We start from the raw sequence: 18993 nt of genomic DNA, 5'->3' as shown, positions 1-18993 counted from the left end.
AGAAAGCTACGCAAACTATGACTCAAGTCGCTAAAAAAATTCTGGTAACGTGCGCCCTGCCCTACGCGAACGGATCAATCCATCTCGGCCACATGCTCGAGCATATCCAGGCAGACATTTGGGTGCGTTATCAGCGAATGCGTGGCAATCAGGTTTATTTCATCTGCGCCGACGATGCGCACGGTACCCCTATCATGCTGAAAGCGCAGCAGCTGGGGATTGCACCGGAGCAGATGATTGCAGAAATGAAACAGGAGCATGAAACGGACTTTGCCGGTTTCAATATCAGCTATGACAACTATCACTCAACGCATGGCGACGAAAACCGTGAGCTGGCCGGGCTGATCTACGGTCGCCTGAAAGAGAACGGTTTCATCAAGAACCGCACGATTTCGCAGCTGTATGACCCGGGAAAAGGGATGTTCCTGCCGGACCGCTTTGTAAAAGGCACCTGCCCGAAATGTAAGTCACCTGACCAGTATGGCGACAACTGCGAAGTCTGCAGCGCGACCTACAGCCCGACAGAGCTGATCGATCCGAAATCCGTGGTGTCCGGTGCGACGCCGGTGCTGCGTGATTCCGAACACTTCTTCTTTGATCTGCCCTCTTTCAGCGAGATGCTGCGTGCCTGGACCCGTTCTGGCGCACTGCAGGATCAGGTTGCGAACAAAATGCAGGAGTGGTTTGAGTCGGGCCTGCAGCAGTGGGATATCTCCCGCGACGCGCCTTACTTCGGCTTTGAAATTCCAGGTGCGCCGGGCAAATATTTCTACGTCTGGCTGGATGCGCCTATCGGCTATATGGGCTCGTTCAAAAACCTGTGCGACAAGCGCGGCGACATCGACTTCGACGAGTTCTGGCGTAAAGATTCCACCACCGAGCTGTACCACTTCATCGGTAAAGATATCGTCTATTTCCACAGCCTGTTCTGGCCCGCGATGCTGGAAGGCAGCAACTTCCGCAAGCCAAACAACCTGTTTGTGCACGGCTATGTCACCGTCAACGGTGCAAAAATGTCGAAGTCGCGTGGCACCTTTATTAAAGCCAGCACCTGGCTGCAGCATCTGGATGCCGACAGCCTGCGCTATTACTATGCGGCGAAACTCTCTTCACGCATCGACGATATCGACCTGAACATGGAAGATTTTGTTCAGCGCGTGAACGCCGACATTGTCAATAAAGTGGTTAACCTGGCGTCACGTAACGCGGGCTTTATCACCAAACGCTTTGACGGCAAACTGGCGGCTGAGCTGGCCGATCCGGCCCTTTATCAGACCTTCGTGGATGCCTCAGAGAAGATTGGTGAAGCCTGGGCCAGCCGTGAGTTCAGCCGTGCGATTCGTGAGATCATGGCGCTGGCTGACCTGGCTAACCGCTATGTCGATGAGCAGGCACCGTGGGTGGTGGCGAAGCAGGAAGGCCGCGATGCCGACCTGCAGGCTATCTGCTCAATGGGTATCAACCTGTTCCGCATCCTGATGACCTGGCTGAAGCCGGTGCTGCCTTCCCTGAGCGCACGCGCCGAAGATTTCCTGAAGTGCGAGCTGAGCTGGGAGGCTATCGCTCAGCCGCTGCTGGATCACCAGGTCGCGCCGTTTAAAGCGCTCTACAGCCGCATTGAAATGGCGAAGGTTGAGGGACTGATTGCGGCCTCAAAAGAGGATGCTGCCGCCGCAGCTGCACCGGCCGCAAGCGGCCCGCTGGCAGAGTCACCTGTCGGTGAGCCCATCACCATCGACGATTTCGCCAAAGTGGATATGCGCGTGGCGCTGATTGAGCAGGCGGAACTGGTTGAGGGTTCAGACAAGCTGCTGCGTCTGCAGCTTGACCTGGGCGGGGAAAAGCGTCAGATCTTCTCCGGCATCCGCGCCGCTTATCCTGATCCGTCAGTGCTGGTCGGTAAAATGACCATCATCGTCGCCAACCTCGCACCACGTAAGATGCGCTTCGGCATCTCTGAAGGCATGGTGCTGTCAGCAGGACCAGGCGGCAAAGATCTCTTCGTGCTCTCCGTGGATAGCGGTGCGGTACCGGGTATGCCGGTTAAGTAACCCGCCGCTGACGAAATCCGTTCCGGACTGAAACCCTTTGCGCCTCTGCGGGTGCGAAGGGTTTTTTTATATCCGCCACGCACGCTCTCTTCCTGCACAGGTGAACGCGGCCTCCTCTCCTGCCGCTTTCCGGCGCATAAATGTGATCGCTAGCACGCTAAGCTGTTAATGCGTATGATGAAGCTCAGTAAAAACAGGAGCCTGCCATGCTCACCGTGCTGTCTGTCTGCGGGCGCTATCTGCGCGCCTTTATCATCATCTATCTCTGTCTGTATGCCGGAATCGGCATCGCCTCGCTGCTGCCCATTACCCTGCCCGGCAGCATTATCGGCATGTTAATTCTGTTTGCCCTGCTCGCGTCGCAAATCCTGCCGGTAAGCTGGGTGAAACCGAGCTGTCATCTGCTGATTCGCTATATGGCCCTGCTGTTTGTACCGATCAGCGTCGGGGTCATGAACTACACCGATGTCCTGACCGCGCAGTTTGGCCCTATCGTGATCTCCTGTGTCGTCAGCACCCTGCTGGTGCTCTCCATTGTCGGCGTGAGCGCCCACAAGCTGCACAGCCGGAAGCCGGCCGGGGAGTCGGGCGATGAGTGAAATCTGGTGGTCACTGCCGCTGACGCTGGCGGCCTTTTTCCTGGCGCGCAAACTGGCAATACGGCTGAAGCTCCCGCTGCTCAATCCGCTGCTGGTCGCGATGGCGATAATTATTCCGATACTGCTGCTGTTGCAGCTGCCCTACTCGCGCTATTTCGCCGGCAGCCAGATTCTCAATCAGCTGCTGCAACCGGCGGTGGTGGCGCTGGCACTGCCGCTCTATGAACAGATCCATCAGATCCGCGCCCGCTGGAAATCCATTATCGGCGTCTGCTTTATCGGCAGCCTGACCGCCATGACCTCGGGCACGGCCATTGCGCTCTGGCTGGGGGCGACGCCCGAAATTGCGGCCACTATCGTGCCGAAATCGGTGACCACACCGATTGCCATGGCCGTCTCCGGTTCATTGCACGGTATTCCGGCCATCAGCGCCATCTGTGTGCTGATCGCCGGGGTGCTGGGTGCGGTCTTCGGTCATATGGTGCTGAACCTGCTCGGCGTGAAGTCTAAAGCCGCACGCGGTCTGGCGATTGGCAATGCGTCACATGCACTCGGCACGGCGCGTGCAGCCGAACTTGATTTTCAGGAGGGCGCCTTCAGTTCGCTGGCGCTGGTGATCTGCGGCATCATCACCTCACTGCTGGCCCCCTTTGTTTTTCCGCTGCTGCTGCACTGGTTTGGCTAAAACTTTGCGAGAGATCTCGCAAAGTTGAAACATGCAACACAGGTTACATTGTCAGAGCGACCTGGATCACATATAAACCGGTGACCGGCACGTCGCCCTGCTGAATTTAATGAGGCTCTCATGCAATCCCGTTTCCTCTCCGCTTTTGAGGCATTGCCATCAACGCTGCAAACGGCGCTGGCTCCCCTGCTGGACGATCCTGACTTTCAGGCGCAACTGAGCGCCAGCCAGGTCGCTGCACTGCAGCAACAGACGCAGATGGACGCCGATACGCTGGCGCTGGCGCTGCTGCCCCTGGCAGCGGCCTGCGCTGTCGCCACCGTCTCCCACTTCAACGTCGGCGCGATCGCCCGTGGCGTCAGCGGTGCCTGGTACTTCGGGGCGAACATGGAGTTTATCGGCGCCCCCCTGCAGCAGACGGTTCACGCCGAGCAGAGCGCGATTACCCACGCCTGGCTGTGCGGCGAGCCGCAGCTGGAGAGCATCACCGTCAACTACACGCCGTGCGGTCACTGCCGCCAGTTTATGAACGAGCTGAACAGCGGCACCGCTATTCGTATCAGCCTGCCGCAGCGCGCAGTGAGTACCCTGGCTGACTATCTGCCGGATGCATTTGGCCCGCGCGACCTCGACATCAGCACTTTCCTGATGGACCACGTTGACCACGGCTACGTCGCTGCGGGTGACGAACTGGTGCAGGCTGCCGTTGCCGCCGCCAATGCCAGTCACGCCCCCTACAGCCAGTCGCACGCCGGGGTTGCGCTGCTGACCGTGAGCGGTTCAATTGTCACCGGCCGCTATGCGGAAAACGCCGCGTTTAATCCCAGCTTCCCGCCCCTTCAGGCGGCGCTGGTGCGGCTGAACATGCAGGGCGGCGATGTCCGTCAGATAAAAAGAGCGGTATTAGCGGAAGCAGAAAATGCCACGCTGAGCCAGTTTGCCGCCACGCAAGCCACGCTGCAGACATTTGGCTGCAGTGAGCTGCTGCATGTGACGCTGAACAAAGCATAACCGGCTGTCAGAAAGGCCACAGTTTTGTGAGCTTTTATGAACAAACGCTGTACTTCTGCGGGAAATTTCATAGGATCTGGCGCCAGAATTCACGTCATGACAAATTACTCTGAATAATTCAGGTTGCAGGATGGCAGCACGGTCGTGAATTTCCCGCAGCGGTGACCCTGCCGCTACAGGCCTGCAGTCTGAGCTATAACGGGTAAGAAAACTGGCGCTACCTTTCCGGCGTGACGCCAGACAACACTGCAACCGGAGCATCACCGCATGGAACTCGACTACGAAAGTAAACGCCCGCTTTATATCCCATATGCTGGCCCGATTTTGCTTGAATTTCCCCTGCTGAACAAAGGCAGCGCCTTTACCCTCGAAGAACGTAACGAATTTAACCTCAATGGTCTGCTGCCTGAAGCGGTGGAGTCGATTGAAGAGCAGGCAAAGCGCGCCTGGCGTCAGTTCCAGGACTTCAAAAACAATAACGATAAGCACGTCTACCTGCGAAACATCCAGGACACGAACGAAACGCTGTTCTACCGCCTGCTGGATAACCATCTCGAAGAGATGATGCCCATCATCTACACCCCGACCGTCGGCGCAGCCTGCGAACACTTCTCTGAAATCTACCGTCGTGCGCGTGGCGTTTTCATCTCCTACCCGAACCGCGATCGCATTGAAGATATGCTGCAGAACGCCACCAAACAGAATGTGAAGGTGATTGTGGTGACCGATGGCGAGCGTATCCTGGGTCTGGGCGACCAGGGCATCGGCGGAATGGGGATTCCGATTGGTAAGCTTTCACTCTATACCGCCTGCGGCGGCATCAGCCCGGCTTACACCCTGCCGGTCGTGCTGGATGTCGGCACCAATAACCAGCAGCTGCTGAACGACCCGCTCTATATGGGCTGGCGTCATCCGCGTATCACCGGCGAAGAGTATGATGCTTTCGTCAATGAGTTCATTCAGGCCGTTAAGCGCCGCTGGCCGAAGGTGCTGTTGCAGTTCGAAGATTTCGCCCAGAAGAACGCGATGCCGCTGCTGAACCGCTATCGCGAAGAGGTCTGCTGCTTTAACGATGATATTCAGGGCACTGCCGCCGTCACCGTCGGCACGCTGATCGCCGCCAGCCGCGCAGCCGGCAGCCGTCTGTGCGAGCAGAAAGTGGTCTTCCTGGGAGCCGGTTCCGCGGGTTGTGGTATCGCTGAGCAGATCATCGCGCAGATGAAATCTGAAGGTCTGAGCGACGACGAAGCCCGTAGCCGGGTGATGATGGTGGATCGTTTTGGTCTGCTCACTGACAAACTGCCTAACCTGCTCGATTTCCAGAGCAAGCTGGTGCAGAAGAGCGAAAACCTGCAGAACTGGGATGTCGCCAGCGACGCAATCTCGCTGCTGGACGTAGTGCGCAATGCCCAGCCCGATATCCTGATTGGTGTCTCCGGTCAGCCGGGTCTGTTCACCGAAGAGATCATCCGTGAGATGCACAAGCACTGTAAGCGCCCTATCGTGATGCCACTGTCGAACCCGACATCACGCGTGGAAGCGACGCCAGCCGATATCATCGCCTGGACTGACGGTGCAGCACTGGTCGCCACCGGCAGCCCGTTCTCCCCAGTAAGCTGGAACGGTAAAACCTATCCGATCGCGCAGTGCAACAACTCCTACATTTTCCCGGGAATTGGTCTGGGTGTGATTGCCTCAGGCGCCAGCCGCGTCACCGACAGCATGCTGATGACCGCCAGCCGCGCACTGGCTGACTGCTCTCCGCTGGTCAACGAAGGCGAAGGCCCGGTACTGCCTGAGATCAAAGATATTCAGGGCGTGTCGAAGATCATTGCGATGGAAGTGGGCAAAGCCGCTCAGCTGGCGGGCGTTGCCGTGGTGACCTCAGAAGATGTGTTGTCACAGGCTATTGCCAACAACTTCTGGCTGCCGCAGTACCGTCACTATCGCCGTACCTCGATTTAATCCTCAGCCTGCCGGACCTGATAAGGTCCGGCAGTGTTCAAAAAGCGCACAGCCAGCCGGCAGTAACTTGCTTCGCTGCGACGCCTCAAGTAGCCTTGTGCCATCTCAACATTCTGATACCGAGTCTCCAGGCGCATGCTGAAACGCGTTTTCATTGGTCTGCTTTTCATCATCTTAGTGATGGTGGCAACTGCGCTCGGCCTCGATCGCTGGATCAGCTGGAAAACGGCGCCTTTCATCTACGAAAATGTCTCTTCTCTGCCGCATCGTCAGGTGGGCGTGGTACTGGGAACGGCAAAATATTACCGCACCGGCGTGATCAATCAGTATTACCTCTATCGTATGCAGGGTGCGCTGAACGCCTATAACAGCGGTAAAGTCAATTATCTGCTGCTGAGCGGGGATAATGCGCTGCAGAGTTATAACGAGCCGATGACAATGCGCCGTGATTTAATCAAAGCGGGCGTCGATCCGGCCGATATCGTGCTCGACTACGCCGGATTCCGCACGCTGGATTCGATCGTACGTACCCGTAAGGTCTTTGATACCAACGACTTCATTATTATCACGCAGCGTTTTCATTGTGAGCGCGCGCTCTTCATCGCCCTGCAGCTGGGCATTCAGGCGCAGTGTTATGCCGTGCCCTCGCCGAAGAACATGCTTAGCGTGCGCTTCCGTGAAGTGGGGGCCCGACTGGGTGCGCTGGCAGACCTCTTCCTGCTCAAGCGTGAACCCCGTTTTCTTGGCCCGCTGGTGCCCATTCCCGCCGTGCGAACCGTTCCGGATGATGCGCAGAGTTATCCTGCTGTAACGCCGGAACAGCTGCTGGAGCTGGAACAGAAGTTACGGAAGTAGCTGACGTTCAGCGGTTGAATGAAACTCTGTTATATGCGCTGAGCTGCAGTCTGGCAGCAAGGTACAAGACTCAGGGAGCATACGCCTTTCGCAAAGACGCAAAAGATGCCATCCCTGGCAGGCTCAGCGCGGGCCATCCATGGCCCGCTATGCTTTGCTGCAGGCGTACGCTCCCATCGTTTTAAGTGGGTGAGTCGTCTGTTTGAATTCCCTGAGGCTTAGGCGAATCTAACAGCAATAAATAAGCCTGAAGCGGAGGGAACACGGTCAGAAGAGGAAAGCGTCCCGCGCCAGGGACGGCGCGGGCCGAGCGTGCCATGGATGGCGGCTTTTGCGCCTTTCCGATCTGACCCTGTTCCCTTCGCATACTCCGTCTCACATCAACCGCCCAGCGCCATCCTCATAAAAAAAGCGACCCGAAGGTCGCTTTTTTCGCAGCAGAGAACGTTACTTCTTACGCGAATACTTCAGTGAATCCAGCGCCACGGCGAAGATGATGATGCCGCCTTTAATAATGTACTGCCAGTAAGGGTTAACGCCAATATAGGTCAGACCGTAGTTGATAACGGTGAAGATCAACACACCGGTTACCACACCCGCCACGCTACCCACACCACCGGCGAACGAGACGCCGCCGACCACACAGGCTGCAATCGCATCCAGCTCATACATAAAGCCGAGGTTGTTAGTCGCCGAACCGATACGACCCGCTTCCAGCATCCCGCCAAAGGCGTAGAACACACCAGACAGCGCATAAATCAGGATCAGGTTCAGCGGCACGTTCACGCCTGACACTTTCGCCGCTTCCGGGTTACCCCCGATAGCGAAGATGTTTTTGCCGAAACGGGTTTTGTTCCACAGCACCCAGACGAACACAATCGCAATCACCGCGTAGAACGTGATGAACGACAGTTTAAAATCACCAAACCGCAAAAAGCCCTGTGCGAATTTCGAGAAGCCTGCATCAAAACCGGCAATCGGTGACGCACCCACATAGTCGTAATAGAGTGAGTTAATACCGTAAACGATAATCATGGTGCCCAGCGTGGTGATAAAAGGCGTCACCTTCAGATAGGCAATGATCACACCGTTCACCAGACCAATCACTCCCCCGATCACACACACGGTCAGGATAACCAGCGGAATTGGCACCGTATCCAGCGTCGGGAACACTTTGTTCGCGTTGTCCATCGACTGCAGCAGCGTCGCTGCGACAACCGCCGCCAGCCCAACCTGACGTCCGGCTGACAGGTCAGTACCCTGGGTCACAATCAGGCCCGCCACGCCCAGTGCAATAATAATGCGCACTGAAGACTGGGTCAGGATATTACTCAGGTTCATTAAACTTAAAAATGTCGGGTCCTGGAAAATAATAATAGCCAGCAATACCAGCAGCACGACATAAATGCCGCCCTCTTTTAACCAGGTTAGCGCATTCTTTTTTGTAGTCGCTTTCATGTTAACAGCCCTTGCTTCATTAAAGGTGTAATGACGCTAAACGCAATATTTCGTTCTGCGTGGTTGTTTTGGTATCAACTATGCCTGCTACCAGACCATTACTCATTACCAGAATACGATCGGTAATGCCTAACAGCTCCGGCATTTCGGATGAGATAATAATGATGCCCTTGTCTCTTTTCGCCAGCTCAGCAATCAGCTGGTAAATTTCGAATTTTGCACCAACATCAATACCGCGTGTTGGTTCATCAAGCATCAGGATTTCAGGCTGGGTCAATAACCAGCGGCCAATAATCACCTTTTGCTGATTACCGCCCGAAAGCGAACCAATCTGCGTATGGTGGCCCGGCGTTTTTACCCGCATGGAATCGATCACCCACTGGGTGTCACTTTTCATGCGTTTATTATCCAGCAGCCCCATACTGCTTTTATATTTTTTAATATTCGAGATAAGGGAGTTAAATCCGATATCCAGATAAGCATAAATACCGGTTGAGCGACGCTCTTCCGTCACCAGTGCGAACCCGTGATTAATCGCTTCATTCGCACTGTGGTTATTAATCGGTTTACCATGCAGTTTGATGGTGCCGCCCGATTTTTCGCGAATGCCAAACAGCGTTTCGACGATATCGGTACGTTTGGCGCCCACCAGCCCGGCAATGCCGAGGATCTCCCCTTTACGCAAATCAAATGAGATGTCACGAATCGAAGGCTGACGCAGAGAGGTCAGATTCCGCACCTCAAGAATGGTTTCCCCCGGCACGTTGGTACGGTCAGGAAAACGCTGGTTCAGTGAACGGCCGACCATCATCGCGATGATCTTATCCATATCCAGCCCTTCCAGCGGCTGAGTCGCAATCCACTGTCCGTCACGCAGAATGGTAATCTCATCACACAGCTGGAAAATCTCTTCCATTTTATGTGAGATATAGACGATGCCGCAGCCACGATCTTTCAGCTTACGAATAATCGTGAACAGGTGATTAACCTCTTTCTCCGTTAACGAGGAGGTCGGCTCATCCATAATCACAATTTTTGCGTCATAAGAGAACGCTTTGGCAATTTCAATCATCTGCATCTGCGATACAGACAAATTCGCCACTTTGTCGCGCGGATCGATATCGATATCCAGCTCGTCAAAAATGGCTTTGGTATCCTGATACATCTTATCCTGATCGACAAAGAAGCCTTTGCGCGGATAACGCCCCAGCCACATGTTGTCCATCACGGTGCGCTGCAGGACCAGGTTTAATTCCTGATGCACCATCGACACGCCATTTTCCAGCGCCTCTTTGGAGCTTTTATAGTCGATCTCTTTACCCTGAAACAGGATACTGCCGGAATCTTTTTTATAAATACCAAACAGGCATTTTAATAACGTGGATTTACCGGCACCGTTCTCGCCCATTAACGCATGAACAGAGTGAGGCCGCACTTTTAAATTCACATTATCTAACGCTTTAACGCCGGGAAATGATTTTGAGACATCCTTCATCTCCAGCAGATATTCTCGCTGCGCGGTCGTATTATCACTGGCCATATTTTACCTGGCTAAAAAACGGTGGTGACATAAAAAAGGCGCGACAGGGGTCGCGCCCGGAATCGAACTTACTTCTGGAACTGAGCCAGATTCTCTTTATCAACCGGAACGTAAGGTACGCGGACGATCTTATCCACCATCTTGAAGTTCGTACCTTCTGTCGCGGCTTTGCCGTTAGCCAGGTTGTTGGCGATATCCAGCGTGGCTTTCGCCTGGTTTTCCGCATCGTTCAGCACGGTACCGGCCAGCGCACCCGATTTCACCAGCGCCATCGCTTCCGGCAGGGCATCGACGCCGAAGACCGGGATAGAGGTCATGTTGTGCGCTTTCAGCGCTTCAACGGCACCCATCGCCATCGCATCGTTGTTGGCAATCACCACTTCGATTTTCTTCGCGTTCGGGCCTGACAGCCACGCATCCATCTTATCTTTAGCCTGTGCGGTATCCCACATCGCCGTATCCATCGCTAACTGCTGGGTTTTCAGACCATCTTTGTTCAGCGTATCGATCACATATTTGGTACGGGCTTCCGCATCAGGATGGCCTGGCTCACCTTTCAGCAGCACAAACTGGATGGTGCCATCTTTGTTCAGATCCCAGGCCGGGGTCGCTTTCCAGTGTTTCTCAATCAGCTGACCCTGAATGATGCCGGACTCTTTAGAGTCGGTCCCGACATAGTAGGCTTTGTCATAACCGGCCAGCACTTTCGCGTTAGGCTCTTTGTTGAAGAAGACCACCGGCACGTCATTCGCGCGCGCTTTGTCGACCACCACGGCCGCGGCAGCCGGGTCAACCAGGTTAATGGCCAGCGCTTTCACGCCTTTTGCCATCAGTACGTCAACCTGGTCGTTCTGTTTGGACTGGTCGTTCTGCGAGTCATTCATCAGCAGCTGAATGCCGCCAAGGGTTTTCGCTTCTTTCTCAATGTCTTTGCGCACCATTGACATGAAGTTGTCATCATATTTGTAAATGGTCACGCCGATACGGGTGTCAGCTGCGTGAGCGGTTGCACCAAACATCATGCTGGCAACCAGTGCGGTAAGCGTGAAAACCTTCTTATTCATGGTATCTCCGGTTTTATTATGCAGGGTCTTTTTAGCGCTGCCGCGCGACGTGGCGCGAAAGCAATCGGTAAAACAGATCGGCGGGGCAGTCTGCGCAATTTGCCGCTTACCGCTGACGCCGTCTAAAACCTGACTTCCCTGTGCCTGAACACGTCCGTGAAGAGGGGATGAACCCGTTAACCGGCTACTGAGACCACAACTGATGCCGTTACACTGGCGTTACATAATGTTTCAGTCCGGTAAGACGCTGCCATCATAGTGAGAGCAATGTTAATTAACTGTGAATGTAATCACAGATTGAAAGCGGTTACATGGCTGAATCGCCTGAATTAGTGACGGACTCCACATTTTGCCGCTGCGCGACTGAATGACGCCGCACCAGCGTCGGCATAAAGATGTGCGTGGCGGTGTCATCCAGCAGGCCTGCCGCCCCCTGCAGCGCCAGCTCTGTCGCAATTTTTGCCATAGAAACAATAGGATAACGCACAGTGGTAAGCTGGGGATCGGTGTAACGCGAGATAGGGATGTCATCAAAGCCAATGACAGAAAAATGCTGTGGCACCTGAATGCCATTGTCTTTCAGCGCCGTGAGCGCGCCCGCTGCCATGCCGTCGTTGTAAGCAAACACCGCGCTGAGGTTGAGATTGCGCCCCAGCAGCTCCACCATCGCCGCTTCGCCGCCCTGCATGTCGGGCTCTGCGCTGGCAATCCAGCTCTCATGCGGCCGGATACCCTGCTCTGCCATCGCCTGCATCCACCCTTCGCGGCGCTGGGCGACATCTTCGATAGGATGACTGGAACAGAGATAGCCGATGCGGCTATGCCCCTGTTGTATCAGGGTCCGGGAGGCCATCAGCGCACCGGCGACGTTGTCCAGACTGACGCTGCGCTGCTCAAATCCCGGTATGACGCGGTTGATGACAACCATGCCCGGCACATGCTGCATAAAGTCAGCCAGCTCCGCGTCTGAAAGCGTTTTCGCGTGCACCACCAGGGCGCTGCAACGCTGGCGGATCAGCACTTCAATCGCATGACGCTCTTTCTCTTCCTGATGCCAGGAGTTGCTGATGAGAACATGCTTATGGACGCGCTGCGCCACGGTATCCACCGCTTTAACCAGCGCGCCAAAAAAGGGATCGGAAACATCCATCACCACCACTCCGATGGTGTCGCTGACCTGAGTCGCCAGCGCCTGCGCGTTGGCGTTAGGACGATACCCCAGCGCCTCAACCGCCTGTAACACAGCGTCGCGGGTATCAGAGGTGACGGCGCTGCTCTGATTGAGGACGCGCGATACGGTCGCCACTGAGACGCCAGCCTGACGGGCAACATCACGAATTGTTATCATGCAGCAGTTCCAGAAAGGAAAAAGAGGGCATCACGCCGGGTTGAACACCGGCGCTATTTTGTCAGGGGCGGGCGATGTGCAGCGTGAATTGCGTCACATCAATGAAAGCGGTTACATACAATTCTGTAACCTTTGTGATGGCGGTCATTATCTGGCGTGGTCGGAAAGGCGTGGTTTTCCGGCTGAGAGCAGGGTAAGCCGCCGCCACAGCCACTCCAGCGGGCCCTGTGCGAAGAAATGTAACCAGATGAGTGAAAAGAGGATATTGATAAGCCAGACCGCAGGCACCATCAGCACCAGCTCCAGCCGGGTAAAGTGCATGTAGAAGCCAAAGCGGTAGAACAGCGTGGTGCAGATCAGCGACTGCATCAGGTAGTTGGTCAGCGCCATGCGCCCGACACACTGAATGGCATAACTGAACCGCCAGCGTGAAATCTGCGGCCACCAGGCCAGACAAAGCGCCGCATAGCCCAGGCTGATCAGCGGGCTGGCGAGGTCGCGCGGGGTCTGCAGATAAAAGCCGCTCCAGCGGAACTCCCAGTGTAACAGCCACTGCGCAGCGACACCGGCCCCCGCTATCGAGAATCCCGCCGTCAGCAGCACGACGGCGGCCTGACGGTAGTGCTGCAGGGGAAACTGGCCCGTCAGCCAGCCACTGCGCAGCAGCGCGCCACCGATCATCATCAGGCCCGCCAGCTGCCAGCCATACTGCGCCGCCAGCGCCATCAGCCCCGATGAGAGGTGATCAAGCCGGTTCTGAATCGCTTCCCAGCCGCCGGCCAGTTTCCAGTAGCGCTCATATTGCAGATCGGCCGCGCCGGGCAGCCAGGAGCGGGTCGGCTCAGGATCGGAGATCGACCCGAATACCAGCAGCACACCGCAGCCCACCATGTAAAGCAGAATACCGGTGTTCATCAGGCTGCGGGTGGAAGGAACATCGCGCACGACCCGCCACACCACCAGCCCGATGATGCCGTAATCGAGCAGGATGTCCCCCTCCCAGAGAAACACCCCGTGCAGAAAACCGATCAGCACCAGCAGTGACAGCCGGGCAGTCAGCCAGCGGCTGCCGCGCGGCAGTTGCATCTGCAGACCGGCACCAAACAGCAGCGCAAACAGCGTCAGGAATTTGAGCTGGGCAAAGGTATCGGAGAGGGCCCATGTCCAGGCGTCAGCGAGGGTGACACTCCCCTGCCAGGCCGGATTCAGGTAGGCCGCAGAGGGCAGACCAAAGCCGACGATATTGAGCAGCAGAATGCCGAGAATGGCACAGCCTCGAATAAAATCCAGCGCGTGATAGCGTTGCATGCGGCACCCTGCCCCATTGAGGCGGGCAGCATTATGCGCCCGCCGTTAACTCAACTATGACGTACCGCGCGCAAAAATTCCTGGCGGGTATTCTGACTGGACTTGAACAGGCCGCCCAGTGAGGTGGTGGTGGTCGCGCTGGTGGCATCCTTCACGCCGCGCGCTTTCACGCAGTAATGCACCGCATCAATGGAAACGGCCACGTTGTTGGTGCCGAGCAGGGTCTGCAGGGCAACCAGTACCTGCTGTGTCAGACGCTCCTGCACCTGCGGGCGCTGTGCAAAGAACTGCACGATGCGGTTGATTTTCGACAGGCCAATCACCTTATCTTTGGGAATATAGGCGACGGTCGCTTTACCATCGATAATCACAAAGTGGTGTTCACAGGTGCTGGTCAGGGTGATGTCACGCACGGTCACCATCTCATCCACCTTCATTTTGTTTTCAATGACGGTGATTTTCGGGAAGTTGGCGTAATCGAGACCGGAAAAGACCTCATCCACATACATCTTCGCGATGCGATGCGGGGTTTCCATCAGGCTGTCATCTTCAAGATCCAGATTCAGCAGCTGCATGATTTCGGTCATGTGCCCGGCAATCAGGCTCTTGCGCGTGTTGTCATCAATGTCGCGTGTCGGTGCGCGTAATGGCGTTTCCAGGCCACGCGCCAGCAGCGCTTCATGAACCAGGGCAGCTTCCTGACTTAGGGTGCTCATCGTACTCTTCTCCGGCTGGGTGTTGCGCCCGTCGGCTGTTGCGGCGGGCCCTGTAATCAGGCGCGTATTGTGAAACTTTCTTTGCGGGGAATCCAGCAATCAATCAGATTGGTGAAGAAAGCGTTTATCGGCTCCGCCGCCAGACCAGCAGGCCCGCCCAGATGAGGCTCGCGCCGGCCACCCACAGGGCGGGTTCCAGCCGGTGTAAAAAGGCGGTGGAGAGAAACGAGAGCAGCGGGCCCACCAGTTGTCCCACGGCATAGCCGGTGGTCAGCAGGCCAGCCATATAGCGCAGATGATTGGAAGCCAGCTCACGCGCGCAGAGCAGCGACAGCTGCACCACGCTGAGGAAGCCGCCGCCGACCAGCAAGGCGCCCACCAGCAGGCCGCTGAAGCCCGGCAGCAGCGCCGCCGCAAAGACCCCCAGCGCCTGCGCCCAGAGCACCAGCGCCAGACGGACGTGGCTGCGCCCCCGGTTGCGCGTGAGGATGCCCAGCAGGATCCCCACCATCGCTGCGCCACCAAAAATCGGCCAGACAAACTGGGCGAATGCGCCATCCGGAAAACGCGCGGCAGCCATCTGCGACAGGAAGGTCGCAGGCAGGATATAGCCAAAGCCCGCCAGACTGTAGCTCAGCACCAGTCGTTTAAGGTTGCGGTCCAGCACCAGCGGCTCCGGGGCCTGATCGGGGCGATGCAGCTCGCCACGCCGGGGCAGATTACGGGCAATCAGCGCCACCAGCAGCAGCGCCAGTGCGCCATAGGCGGCCCAGGCCAGCCCCGCAGAGGCCTGCAGCGTGTGCAGCGCCACCCCCAGCAGGCCGCTGACAAAGATGCCGCAGCCTGGCCCGGCAAACACGGCCGCCGACAGCCCCGCCCGGCCATAACGATGCAGCTGTTCATTGCTCCAGGCGGCCACCAGCACCATCGCCCAGCCGCTGGCCCAGCCGATCAGGAAACGAATGGCACCGTGCAGCCACGGCCCGCTGGCCCAGGCTGAGAGCAGCGTCAGGATTACCGCACCCCATATGCCCGCCGTCAGGCGCAGCTCTACCCGCTTATGCGCCCGCATGGCATCGAACGAGCCACAGAGATAGCCAAGATAGTTGAGTGCGGCCACAAGGCTGGCGCTGGTAAGGGTCAGCTGGTGCGCCTGAATCATCAGTGGCACCTGCGGCGTAAAGGCAAACCGGCCAATACCCATCGCGACAAACAAAGTTAAGAACGCGCTGAGCGCGACGCGTAACGCCATGGCTGAACTCCTGTGGTTTCGGGCTGGGATCTTTTCTGACTTGCTAACAGCTTGCAGGATGTTTACACTCACGAAAAGTGAATAATCATGACCAACTTGTTTACAGGAAGAGAAGATATGGATTTAGTACAACTACGTATGTTCTGTTCCGTCGCCGAAACGGGTTCCCTGGCACGCGCCGCCGAACAGCTGCATCGCGTCCCCTCTAATCTCACCACGCGGCTGCGTCAGCTGGAAGAAGAATTGGGTGTGGATCTCTTTATTCGTGAGAAGCAGCGCATTCGCCTGTCACCGATGGGCCATAACTTCCTCAACTATGCGCAACGCATCCTGGCCCTGAGTGAAGAAGCGCTGAGCATGACCCGCACCGGCGAACCGGCGGGTAACTTTGCGCTCGGCTCGATGGAGAGCACCGCCGCCACCCGCCTGCCCGGTTTACTGGCCGCCTATCACCAGCGCTTTCCCGGTGTTGCCCTCTCGCTGATTACCGGCACCTCGGGCGAAATTATCGATCGGGTGCGTGAAGGCACCCTGGCGGCGGCGCTGGTGGATGGCCCGGTGGCGCATGATGACCTGAACGGCTGCATCGCGTTTCGCGAGGAGATGGTGCTGATTACCGGGCTGGATCATGCCCCCATCACCACCGCCCGCGACGTGCAGGACGATACCCTGTTTGCTTTCCGCAACAGCTGCTCCTACCGCGTTAAGCTGGAGAGCTGGTATCGCGACAGCCAGACCGCGCCGGACAATGTGATGGAGATTCAGTCCTATCACGCCATGCTGGCCTGCGTGGCGGGCGGTGCGGGCGTCGCCATGATCCCGGCCTCGGTGCTGAAACAGATGCCGGACCGTTCACGGGTGCAGGCGCACACCCTCCCCCCTGCTTATCGCAATACGGCCACCTGGCTGATGTGGCGACGGGACGCCTTTACTCCCAACGTGGAGGCGCTGAAGTACCTGATTATCGAAAAATTTGACGATCGGCCGCTCAATGATGAGCTGATCTACCCCTTACAGGCGGCGGAATAAGCGTTCCGCGCTATGTTTAAGAGCCTGGCTCTGATTAATCACGACCACCTGGCGCCACCGTGCGTCACAATCTGACTGGAAGAGGGATTGCATGAAAATGATCAAAACCCGTGCCGCCGTTGCCTGGGCTGCTGGCGAACCGCTGAAAATTGAAGAAGTGGATTTGATGCCACCGCAGAAAGGCGAAGTCCTGGTGCGTATCGTCGCGACCGGCGTCTGCCATACCGACGCCTACACCCTCTCCGGCACCGATCCGGAAGGCGTCTTCCCGGCGATCCTGGGCCATGAAGGCGGCGGCATCGTGGAAGCCGTAGGCGAAGGCGTGACCAGCGTGGAAGTGGGTGACCATGTCATCCCGCTTTACACTCCGGAGTGCGGCAAGTGTAAGTACTGTCTGTCGGGTAAAACCAACCTCTGTCAGGCGATCCGTGCGACCCAGGGCAAAGGTCTGATGCCGGATGGCACCACCCGCTTCTTTAAAGATGGCAAACCGATTTTCCACTATATGGGCACCTCGACCTTCTCGGAGTACACCGTCGTTCCGGAGATCTCACTGGCTAAAATCAGTAAAGAAGCGCCGCTGGAAGAAGTGTGCCTGCTGGGTTGTGGCGTCACCACCGGCATGGGCGCGGTCATGAACACCGCCAAAGTGAAAGAAGGCGACACCGTGGCGATTTTCGGCCTCGGCGGCATTGGCCTGTCGGCCGTTATCGGTGCCAAAATGGCGAAAGCCGGCCGCATCATCGCCATCGACATCAATACCAGTAAATTCGACCTGGCGCGCAAGCTGGGTGCCACTGACCTGATCAACCCGAAAGATTACGATAAGCCGATTCAGGAGGTGATTGTTGAGCTGACCGATGGCGGCGTGGATTTCTCCTTTGAATGTATCGGCAACGTCAACGTCATGCGTTCTGCGCTGGAGTGCTGCCACAAAGGCTGGGGCGAGTCCGTGATTATCGGTGTAGCCGGTGCCGGTGAAGAGATCTCTACCCGTCCGTTCCAGCTGGTGACCGGGCGCGTCTGGCGCGGCTCCGCCTTTGGTGGCGTGAAAGGCCGCTCACAGCTGCCGGGTATCGTGCAGGATTACCTCGACGGTAAATTTGCCCTGAACGACTTCATCACCCACACCATGCCGCTGGAAGAGATCAACGACGCCTTTGATTTAATGCACGAAGGAAAATCGATCCGCTCGGTTGTGCATTTCAACAGGTAATCAGGAGGCGTTATGGCATCCACTCTGGAGCTACTGGAAGAACACCGTATTTTTGGCGGCTGGCAACAGCGCTGGCGTCATGCGTCGGCCGTGCTGAACTGCCCGATGACCTTCAGCATCTATCTGCCTGAACCGCAGGGCGATGCGCCGCCACCGGTGGTCTGGTTTCTGGCCGGGCTGACCTGCAACGACGAGAACTTCACGACCAAAGCGGGCGCGCAGCGGGTGGCGGCGGAGCTGGGTCTGGTGCTGATTATGCCGGACACCAGCCCGCGCGGCGATGAGGTGGCCAACGATGAGGGCTACGATCTGGGTCAGGGAGCGGGATTTTATCTCAATGCCACCCAGCAGCCCTGGGCCGCGCATTTCCGCATGTTCGACTACCTGAGCAGCGAGTTACCTGCGCTGATTGCGGATAACTTTAAGGTCAGCGACCGTCAGTCGATCATGGGTCACTCTATGGGCGGACACGGCGCGCTCATGCTGGCGCTGCGTCTGGGCAACCGCTTTGCTTCGGCGTCGGCTTTCGCACCGATTGTAAACCCGATGCAGGTGCCGTGGGGTCAGAAAGCGTTTCAGGCCTATCTGGGCGATGACCCGGCGGCCTGGCGGGAATATGACAGCTGTCAGCTGATGGCGGAGGTGGCGCATCGTCTGCCGATCCTGATCGACCAGGGCGACAGCGATCAGTTCCTGGCCGACCAGCTGCAACCGGAGCGGCTGGAAAGCGTGGCCAGTGAGGTGGGATTCCCGCTGACGCTGCGCATTCAGCCGGGCTATGACCATAGCTACTTCTTTATCGCCAGTTTTGTGGAAGATCACCTGCGCTTCCACGCGCAGCATCTTCTGGCGTAAAAAATCAGGGCCGCAACTGCGGCCCTGAACTTTTTTGCACG

16 protein-coding genes are annotated in these 18993 nt (G+C 57.0%); 9 read left to right on the top strand and 7 right to left on the bottom strand.

The features are described 5' to 3' along the window. Positions 1 to 17 precede the first annotated feature (17 nt). The 6 genes from metG (at position 18) to sanA (ending at position 7166) form a co-directional block, all read left to right on the top strand. Positions 18 to 2051, top strand: coding sequence for a methionine--tRNA ligase (gene metG, locus F3I47_RS08750; protein WP_150028857.1), 2034 nt, complete (start codon positions 18 to 20; stop codon positions 2049 to 2051). Between the two features lie 206 nt (positions 2052 to 2257). Further along, complete coding sequence (locus tag F3I47_RS08745; RefSeq protein WP_150028858.1) at positions 2258 to 2650, top strand: CidA/LrgA family protein; 393 nt, start codon at positions 2258 to 2260, stop codon at positions 2648 to 2650. Beyond that, the gene (locus F3I47_RS08740; protein ID WP_009089186.1) at positions 2643 to 3335 is read left to right on the top strand and encodes a CidB/LrgB family autolysis modulator; all 693 of its coding nucleotides are present in this window, start codon (positions 2643 to 2645) and stop codon (positions 3333 to 3335) included. Before F3I47_RS08745 ends, F3I47_RS08740 begins: the two co-directional genes overlap by 8 nt. A gap of 120 nt (positions 3336 to 3455) precedes the next feature. Then, positions 3456 to 4346 (top strand): cytidine deaminase, encoded by an 891-nt coding sequence (gene cdd / locus F3I47_RS08735; protein ID WP_150028859.1) that lies wholly within the window; start codon positions 3456 to 3458, stop codon positions 4344 to 4346. 267 nt (positions 4347 to 4613) lie between these two features. Beyond that, positions 4614 to 6311 (top strand): NAD-dependent malic enzyme, encoded by a 1698-nt coding sequence (locus tag F3I47_RS08730; RefSeq protein WP_046102224.1) that lies wholly within the window; start codon positions 4614 to 4616, stop codon positions 6309 to 6311. A 135-nt stretch (positions 6312 to 6446) separates the two neighbouring features. After that, positions 6447 to 7166: an outer membrane permeability protein SanA gene (sanA, locus tag F3I47_RS08725; RefSeq protein WP_009089181.1), complete on the top strand. Its 720-nt coding sequence runs from the start codon at positions 6447 to 6449 to the stop codon at positions 7164 to 7166. Positions 7167 to 7613: 447 nt separating this feature from the next. Here the strand turns inward: sanA and mglC are convergent, their stop codons facing one another. The 7 genes from mglC to F3I47_RS08690 form a co-directional block, all read right to left on the bottom strand. Continuing rightward, positions 7614 to 8624, bottom strand: a complete 1011-nt coding sequence (gene mglC, locus F3I47_RS08720; protein ID WP_009089178.1) for a galactose/methyl galactoside ABC transporter permease MglC — start codon at positions 8622 to 8624, stop codon at positions 7614 to 7616. A 19-nt stretch (positions 8625 to 8643) separates the two neighbouring features. After that, a complete protein-coding gene (mglA, locus tag F3I47_RS08715) occupies positions 8644 to 10164 on the bottom strand; it encodes a galactose/methyl galactoside ABC transporter ATP-binding protein MglA (RefSeq protein WP_140922988.1) in 1521 nt (506 codons plus the stop codon). A gap of 68 nt (positions 10165 to 10232) precedes the next feature. Continuing rightward, on the bottom strand, positions 10233 to 11228 hold the full coding sequence (gene mglB, locus F3I47_RS08710; protein WP_009089175.1) for a galactose/glucose ABC transporter substrate-binding protein MglB: 996 nt from the start codon (positions 11226 to 11228) through the stop codon (positions 10233 to 10235). Positions 11229 to 11535: 307 nt separating this feature from the next. After that, complete coding sequence (gene galS, locus F3I47_RS08705; RefSeq protein ID WP_009089173.1) at positions 11536 to 12576, bottom strand: HTH-type transcriptional regulator GalS; 1041 nt, start codon at positions 12574 to 12576, stop codon at positions 11536 to 11538. Between the two features lie 147 nt (positions 12577 to 12723). Then, complete coding sequence (gene yeiB, locus F3I47_RS08700; protein WP_150028860.1) at positions 12724 to 13884, bottom strand: DUF418 domain-containing protein YeiB; 1161 nt, start codon at positions 13882 to 13884, stop codon at positions 12724 to 12726. Positions 13885 to 13934: 50 nt separating this feature from the next. After that, positions 13935 to 14600, bottom strand: coding sequence for a GTP cyclohydrolase I FolE (folE, locus tag F3I47_RS08695; RefSeq protein ID WP_009089168.1), 666 nt, complete (start codon positions 14598 to 14600; stop codon positions 13935 to 13937). Positions 14601 to 14724: 124 nt separating this feature from the next. Beyond that, complete coding sequence (locus F3I47_RS08690; RefSeq protein ID WP_150028861.1) at positions 14725 to 15852, bottom strand: YbfB/YjiJ family MFS transporter; 1128 nt, start codon at positions 15850 to 15852, stop codon at positions 14725 to 14727. A gap of 117 nt (positions 15853 to 15969) precedes the next feature. Between F3I47_RS08690 and F3I47_RS08685 the strand changes: the two genes are divergently transcribed. From F3I47_RS08685 to fghA, 3 genes are all read left to right on the top strand, one after another. Continuing rightward, entirely contained in the window at positions 15970 to 16881 is a 912-nt protein-coding gene (locus tag F3I47_RS08685; protein ID WP_033736177.1) for a LysR family transcriptional regulator, read from the top strand. 91 nt (positions 16882 to 16972) lie between these two features. After that, positions 16973 to 18097 carry an S-(hydroxymethyl)glutathione dehydrogenase/class III alcohol dehydrogenase gene (locus F3I47_RS08680; RefSeq protein ID WP_009089162.1) on the top strand — a complete coding sequence of 375 codons (1125 nt, stop codon included), beginning with the start codon at positions 16973 to 16975 and terminating at the stop codon, positions 18095 to 18097. A 12-nt stretch (positions 18098 to 18109) separates the two neighbouring features. After that, positions 18110 to 18952 carry an S-formylglutathione hydrolase gene (gene fghA, locus F3I47_RS08675; protein ID WP_046102229.1) on the top strand — a complete coding sequence of 281 codons (843 nt, stop codon included), beginning with the start codon at positions 18110 to 18112 and terminating at the stop codon, positions 18950 to 18952. The last annotated feature ends 41 nt before the right edge of the window (positions 18953 to 18993 follow it).

Origin of the sequence: Pantoea sp. M_10, from assembly GCF_008631515.1 — a bacterium.
In the GTDB taxonomy this organism is placed as follows: Bacteria; Pseudomonadota; Gammaproteobacteria; order Enterobacterales; family Enterobacteriaceae; genus Pantoea; species Pantoea anthophila.
This window is presented reverse-complemented; position numbering and strand designations above follow the sequence as displayed.